Raw genomic sequence first — 6,853 nt, 5'->3', positions numbered from 1 at the left:
CAGCCACATTTTGAAGAAGCGGCTGGAGCCGCAAGAACTAAACGTTTCCAGGCTGGAGCCTGGGAACGAGGGGTGTCAGTTACTTATCGGTTCGGTCCCGGCCCCCCGGGTGAAGCGCTTACAACCAGGAACGAAGAACCAGGAACTTTGAACTCTCAAGTTACAGAAGACTGACGGATTTTAAAAATAAGTGCGGGGTGCCTGTCCCCTGCTTTCCAAAATAAGCGCTGAACAGATACCATCAAGAAAACTGACACTGAAATCATCCGCACTTAGTATACGCGCAGACCTGGCATACAAAGCAGCCTTCCTGGAACAGGAGTTCGGCCTGGCATTCCGGGCACCTGAGTTTGTTGAAGCCGTTGATGTCGGGTTTGAAGCTTTGGCCCTGCAGGTACCTGTTTTCCAGGACCCAGCCCACCGCGTCCGGAATGGACAGCAAAAGCCCTTTTTTCTGAAATACCGGGTGTTCCCCCCCGATTCCCTTGATCTGCTTCACTATGTCCCTGACATCTATGCCTGAACGCAGGGCCAGAGAAACCAGACGGCCAATGGCCTCGGCCTTGGCCGTGATCGAGCGTCCCGAGCGTCCTATGGTGGCGAAAACCTCGAAAGGCTTGCCGTCAACCTCGTTTACAGTAAGATAGAGCTCCCCCAGCCCGGTCTTGACCTTCTGGGTAAAACCGTACACCACCTCAGGCCTCTCCCTTATGCTTTTTCTGCCTGAGACCCGGTCCTGTCTGGCCTTTTCTCCATCCTGGGTGCTGAGAACCTGGGCTGCCCGGCATCCGTCCCGGTAGACCGTCACACCCTTGCAGCCCATTTCGTACGCCATCCAGTAAATCTGCCACACATCCTCCTGGGTGGCATCAAAGGGCAGATTGACTGTCTTGGAAACTGCGTTATCCGTGTATTTCTGAAAAGACGCCTGCATCTTCAGGTGATATTCCGGGGCAACATCCATGGAGGTCACAAAGACCTCTCTGAGTTCATGGTCCAGGTGCTCCATCTGTTTGATGCTGCCTTTCTGGGCCACATCCTGCATCAACTTTTCGCTGTAGCTCCTGGAATTTTGCAGGGCTCTTTCCAGGTGTGGATTTACTTCCAGAAGTCTTTCCCCGTCCAGCACCTGACGGGTGAAGCTGAGGGCAAAAATCGGCTCGATACCTGATGAACACCCGGCAATGATGGACAGAGTGCCTGTGGGAGCAATGGTGGTGGTGGTGGCATTGCGGTAAGGACCCAGATTCTGTATGGCGTAGATGGAATTTTCATATTCCGGAAAAGGACCCCTTTCCTGTGCCAGTACCCTGGACGCGGACCTGGCTTCCCGCTGTACGAATTCCATGATTTTCTCTCCCAGCTGCAGGCCCCGGTGACTGTCGTAAGCCACCCGCAACTGAAACAGAAGGTCTGCAAAACCCATTACTCCCAGGCCGATCTTCCTGGTTTTGTACACCATTTCTGTTATACGCTCCAGGGGATACCTGGAATGATCTATGACATTGTCCAGAAAGCGCACGCTCAGGTGTATTGTTTCCCTGAGCGCCTCCCAGTCGATTCCGTCCGGGGCAGTGGGGGAGTAGAAACGGTCCAGGTTGATGGATCCCAGGTTACAGGCTTCATAAGGCAGCAAAGGCTGTTCCCCGCAGGGGTTGGTGCTTTCAATCTCTCCCAGGTTGGGAGTAGGGTTGTCTTTATTAATGCGGTCCAGGAAAATTATTCCAGGCTCGCCTGACTCCCAGGCCTTATGCACCAGCAGGGAAAAGACTTCCCTGGCATTCAGACGCCCTTTTTCCTGACTGTTTTGCGGCGCTATCAGGGGATAATCGCCGGCTTCATCCACGGACTGCATGAATTTTTCGGTCAGGGCCACTGAGAGGTTGAAATTGTTCAGTTCTCCGTCTCGCTCCTTGGCCCGGATAAAATCCATTATATCCGGGTGATCCACCCGCAGAATACCCATATTGGCCCCGCGCCTGGTACCACCCTGCTTGACCTGTTCCGTGGCTGTATTAAAAATCTTTAAAAAGGATAAAGGACCCGAGGCGATCCCCCCGGTGGAACCCACCCGGCTGTCCTTGGGCCGCAGACGCGAAAAGGAAAAACCGGTTCCACCTCCGGACTTGTGAATCAGGGCAGCGTGCTTGATGCTGTCAAAGATCTCGTCCATGGAATCGCCCACCGGCAGGACAAAGCAGGCCGCCAGCTGCCCCAGTTCTGTTCCGGCATTCATGAGTGTGGGGGAGTTGGGAAGAAACTTGCCTTCCACAAGAATTTGGTAGAAACTGCGGGCAAGGTATTGGCTGCTGCAGGAAGAATCCTGGTATTTTTCTTCTTCTTGGGCAACACTTGCAGCCACCCGCCAGAACATGGTCCTGAAATCTTCCAGAGGCTGTCCATCCTCTCCCTTGCGCAGGTATCTCTTGGACAGGACGGTTTTGGCATTGGGACTCAAAACCGGCTCGGGCAAATCCTGGGGTATGGGCATTATTTGCATGGCTCGACTCTCGGGCTTTGGGATTTAAGGTTAATATTGAGGCACAGCACGTGAATATAAAAACTTACACAAGCCACAAGTGGATAAACCTGCTGCATTCCGTGCTTATTCTGTCCGGCATGGCTGTCATCCTTTGCCTGCTGGGCTGGCTTATAGCCGGCAGACCAGGGATTGTCTGGACTTTAATCATTGGAACCGCAGTAGTAACAATCACTTCCCGTATCTCCCCGAAAGCCGTTTTAAGAATGCACAATGCACGACTGCTTCACTACAGCCATGCCCCTGAACTGCACACCATGGTAAAGGAACTGTCAGCCAGAGCCGGGCTCTCGTTACAGCCGGCTCTTTTTTATATCCCCAGCCCCGCAATAAACGCCTTTTCCGTGGGCAGGAAACAAAATGCAGCCATCGCCCTGACCGACGGCATGCTTCGAAGCTTGAGCTACAGGGAAATCCTGGGGGTTATGGCCCACGAGATAAGCCATATCCGGAACAACGACATCTGGATCATGAACCTGGCGGAGGCAGCCAACAAGGTCACCAGCCTGCTGTCCCTGACCGGTCAGCTGCTGCTTCTTTTAAACCTGCCCCTGATCCTCATGGAGGACTACCACATATCCTGGTGGATAATAATCCTGCTCATATCCGCCCCAACTCTGAGCACCATTATGCAGCTGTCCCTTTCCAGAACCCGAGAGTTTGATGCTGACATGGACGCGGCCATGCTCACCAACGATCCCATGGGACTGGCCCGGGCTCTGGCCAAGCTGGAGTATGTCACGCGCTCCTGGCTGGACAGGCTTGTCTGGCCCGGCAAAAAATCCAGCCTGCCGTCCTTTCTATTGACCCACCCCAGGACCGAAGACCGCATCCAGCGCTTGATATCCCTGGCCGGGGATATTAATGAAAAGCCCTGTGATATGCACCATTCATGCGTAAAGCTTGCCACCAATCTGACCCCGGCAGGCCCCTCATCTCTCAGACGCCTCCTGGGAAGGTGGTTTTAAATAGCAGTTCAATAACACTACAGCGACACTTTGTGTAAATTATCGCCTCGGCCACCGGGGACAGGCACCCCGCACTTGTTTTTAAAATCCGTCAGTCTTCTGTAAGCAAAATAAGTGCGGTGAGCCAGTCCCCTTCCAGCTAAAATAAAGTGTCCCTGTAGCAATAATGGGGGAGTTATGTTCAAATTTTTAGTTACAGTCCTCGGGGTGGCAGCAGTCATTTATCTGATCTTTCTGGGTTATGCTTATATTTTCCAGTCCCGGCTGGTTTATGTCCCACACGGGGAACTGGTGGCCTTTCCCGGCGACGTCGGCCTGGATTACCATGAGGTTTACCTGAACACCTCTGATGAGATCCGCATCCATGGCTGGTTTGTGCCTGCAAAGGATTCCAGGGAAGTCGTGCTGTTCAGTCACGGCAACGCCGGCAACATCTCCCATAGACTGACCACCCTGGACTTTCTGCACAGCCTGGACATGTCTACCTTTATTTACGATTACCGGGGCTACGGGAAAAGTCAGGGTTCTCCAGACGAGCCGGGCACCTATATAGACGCCCGGGCCGCCTGGGAATACCTTGTCCAGGAGAAGGGCTTCGACCCGGACGATATCTTCGTCATGGGCCGTTCCCTGGGGGGAGCCATTGCTGCATACCTGGGCGAAAAGGAAAGGCCCGCAGGCATCATTCTGGAATCCACATTCACGAGCATCCCGGATATGGGCAGGGATCTGATGCCTTTTCTTCCGGTCAAACTTCTGTCCAGGTACAGCTATGACACCCTGTCCAGGCTGCAAAAATTTCCCTCCCCGGTACTGATCATCCACAGCCCCCAGGACGAGATCGTGCCCTACAGGCACGGCCGCACCCTTTACGCCGAGGCCGGGGAACCTAAATACTTTCTGGAAATCCAGGGAGACCACAACTCCGGATACATGGAGAGCCGGGAGACATATCTAAACGGTCTGGAGGTTTTTTTCAAAAAATATTCGCGGCACCGGGAAGGACAATAGTCCGTCCGGAAGCTCAGGAAACTCTAGAGCAGAGACAGGGCTGCAGCATCTGGCAATGGGACGGTCACGCACTGGTTTTTGTAAATCCAGCGCGGACTGTGCCCGACTTAGACCTTGATGGCCAAGGGTACCACTATGGGATCCCGCCCCAGAATCTTGCGGAAGAACTTGCGCAGGGTGGAGCGGATTTTTTCTTCCAGTTTTTTGATTTCCCCGGGTGGAACATTTTCAAAAACGTCCAGAAGCAGGCATTTGGCGTCTTCCAGGATATGGTCGTATTGCTGCTCAAAAATAAAACCCCTGGACATGATTCTGGGCCCCATGACCAGCTCTCCGGTGCTTTCACTGATAACCATAACCACAATCACCAGTCCCTCACCGCCCAGGATATGCCTTTCCTTGAGGACAGTATGGCCTACGTCCCCCACCCCTTTGCCATCCACCAGTATGGAATCAGACTGAATCTTCTCCTCCAGACGGATAACGTCTTCCAGAAAGGTTACGGGCTGGCCGTTTTCAATGATGAGGCTTCTTTCCGGGGCTACCCCGCACTCCCGGGCCAGAGCGGCATGCTTGATAAGGTGCCGGTATTCGCCGTGCACCGGGATAAAAAACTTGGGGTTCACGGTTTTGAGCATGGCCTTAAGCTCTTCCTTGTGAGCGTGCCCCGAGGCATGAATAGCCCGGACCTTTTCGTAGTACACTTCCGCACCCAGACGGTAGAGATTGTTTATGACCCTGGTGATGGCCTTGGTGTTGCCCGGGATTATCCTGGAAGACATGAGCACCGTATCCCCGGGCTTGACCTTGAGCTGGCGGTGCTCTCCCAGGGCCAGACGGGTAAGAGCCGACAAAGGCTCTCCCTGGGAACCGGTCAGCAGCAGTACCGTGCGTGAGTCCTCAACATCACGAATTTCATCCAGGCTGCAGTAGGTCTCGGAACCCACCCGCATGAAGCCCTCCTGCATGGCCATTTCTATATTGGAAGCCAGGCTTTTGCCGCTGACGGCCACCCTGCGTCCATACTCCCGGGCCAGGTCGAATATCTCCTGCATCCTTTGAATGTGGCTGGAAAACAGGGTAACCAGTATCCTGCCCTGGGCCTCGGAAAACACTGTACCCAGGGACTCCTTGATCTCCCTTTCGGTCAGGGCATAGCCTTCACGCTCAACGTTTGTAGAGTCGGAAAGCATAAGACGAACTCCCTGGCGGGAAAAATCGGCAAAGGCTTCCAGATCGGTAAAATGTCCGTCCAGCGGCTCAGGATCCAGCTTGAAATCTCCTGTGTGCACCATCCTGCCCACAGGAGTCTCTATGCCCATTCCGAAGCCTTCTATGATGGAATGACAAACCGGAAAAAAATTGAAGGTCAGGTCCCCTACAGTCAGTGGTGTCTGTTGGTTCACAACTTTCAGGCGGGTGTACTCAAGCAGGTTGAATTCCTGAAGCTTGTTCTCCACCAGTTTCAGGGTGAAGCGCGAACCGTATACCGGGACATCCACATAGGGCAAAAGCCAGGGCAAAGCCCCTATATGATCCTCATGTCCATGGGTCAGGATGACGGCTCCAAGCTTCTGTCTGTTCTTCAGAACGTAATCGAAGCGGGGAATGACTACATCCACACCCAGCAGAAAATCGTCCGGGAACATGAGTCCGCAATCTATAATAACCATGGTTCTGGAAGTCTCCAGCACCATACAGTTCTGGCCAATTTCACCCAGGCCGCCCAGAGGGATCAGGGTGACATAATTATCCTTAGCAGTCATTTATACTCCAGCAAAAGGCCCAGTCCACGACACGAATCAGGCAGGTGATAAAATCAATAGAAAATTAACCTGGAAGGACATAAGTCAAAATGCGTAAACTTCACGGATTCAGGAATTAACTTAATAGTGTATCTCATTTTCACACAAAACACAAGTTTTTGACAGTCAAAAGTTCTCCAGCAAAATCCAGCACTACAGTGAAACATGTTTGTTGAACTCCGCAGGCTGGCTTCCCGCACTTATTTTTCTAAAGCAGGCTATGCCCGCAACCCAAGAAAAAGAAGTGCTCTTATCCCAATTGGGACAGTCCCGCACTTATTTTTCTGATGAATAAGTTACAGCCATGAGATTTTCAAAAATAAGTGCGGGACAGTCCCACTGCCAAGCACTGAACCTCCGCCATGGCTAAAATTTTTCTTGTTTTTTATGACAGGGTCTCAGGAGTAAGTCACCAGGCTTTTTCCGCGACCCTGCGCGGAAAAAGATGCCCCTTCGGGGCAGCATCCGGTTAACCCTTGCAGGACGCGTTGAGCACGGGGACTGGGTCTCCCGGCACTTATTTTTCAAAT

At 52.9% G+C, this 6,853-nt stretch carries 4 protein-coding genes; 2 read left to right on the top strand and 2 right to left on the bottom strand.

Going from position 1 to position 6,853, the window contains the following annotated elements:
- Nucleotides 1-262: 262 nt before the first annotated feature.
- Nucleotides 263-2,500 carry a vitamin B12-dependent ribonucleotide reductase gene (locus tag QZP87_RS05180; RefSeq protein WP_291321857.1) on the bottom strand — a complete coding sequence of 746 codons (2,238 nt, stop codon included), beginning with the start codon at nucleotides 2,498-2,500 and terminating at the stop codon, nucleotides 263-265.
- 50 nt (nucleotides 2,501-2,550) lie between these two features.
- Here QZP87_RS05180 and QZP87_RS05175 point away from each other — a divergent pair, with 50 nt between their 5' ends.
- Both QZP87_RS05175 and QZP87_RS05170 read left to right on the top strand, forming a co-directional pair.
- Nucleotides 2,551-3,507, top strand: coding sequence for a zinc metalloprotease HtpX (locus QZP87_RS05175; RefSeq protein WP_291321856.1), 957 nt, complete (start codon nucleotides 2,551-2,553; stop codon nucleotides 3,505-3,507).
- Nucleotides 3,508-3,684: 177 nt separating this feature from the next.
- Nucleotides 3,685-4,518, top strand: coding sequence for an alpha/beta hydrolase (locus tag QZP87_RS05170; protein WP_291321855.1), 834 nt, complete (start codon nucleotides 3,685-3,687; stop codon nucleotides 4,516-4,518).
- A gap of 107 nt (nucleotides 4,519-4,625) precedes the next feature.
- On the opposite strand, the gene QZP87_RS05165 is transcribed toward QZP87_RS05170, so the two are convergent.
- The gene (locus QZP87_RS05165) at nucleotides 4,626-6,284 is read right to left on the bottom strand and encodes a ribonuclease J (RefSeq protein ID WP_291321854.1); all 1,659 of its coding nucleotides are present in this window, start codon (nucleotides 6,282-6,284) and stop codon (nucleotides 4,626-4,628) included.
- Nucleotides 6,285-6,853 lie beyond the last annotated feature (569 nt).

The sequence above is a fragment of the Desulfonatronospira sp. genome, assembly GCA_003563255.1.
Classification (GTDB): domain Bacteria; phylum Desulfobacterota; class Desulfovibrionia; order Desulfovibrionales; family Desulfonatronovibrionaceae; genus Desulfonatronospira.
This window is presented reverse-complemented; position numbering and strand designations above follow the sequence as displayed.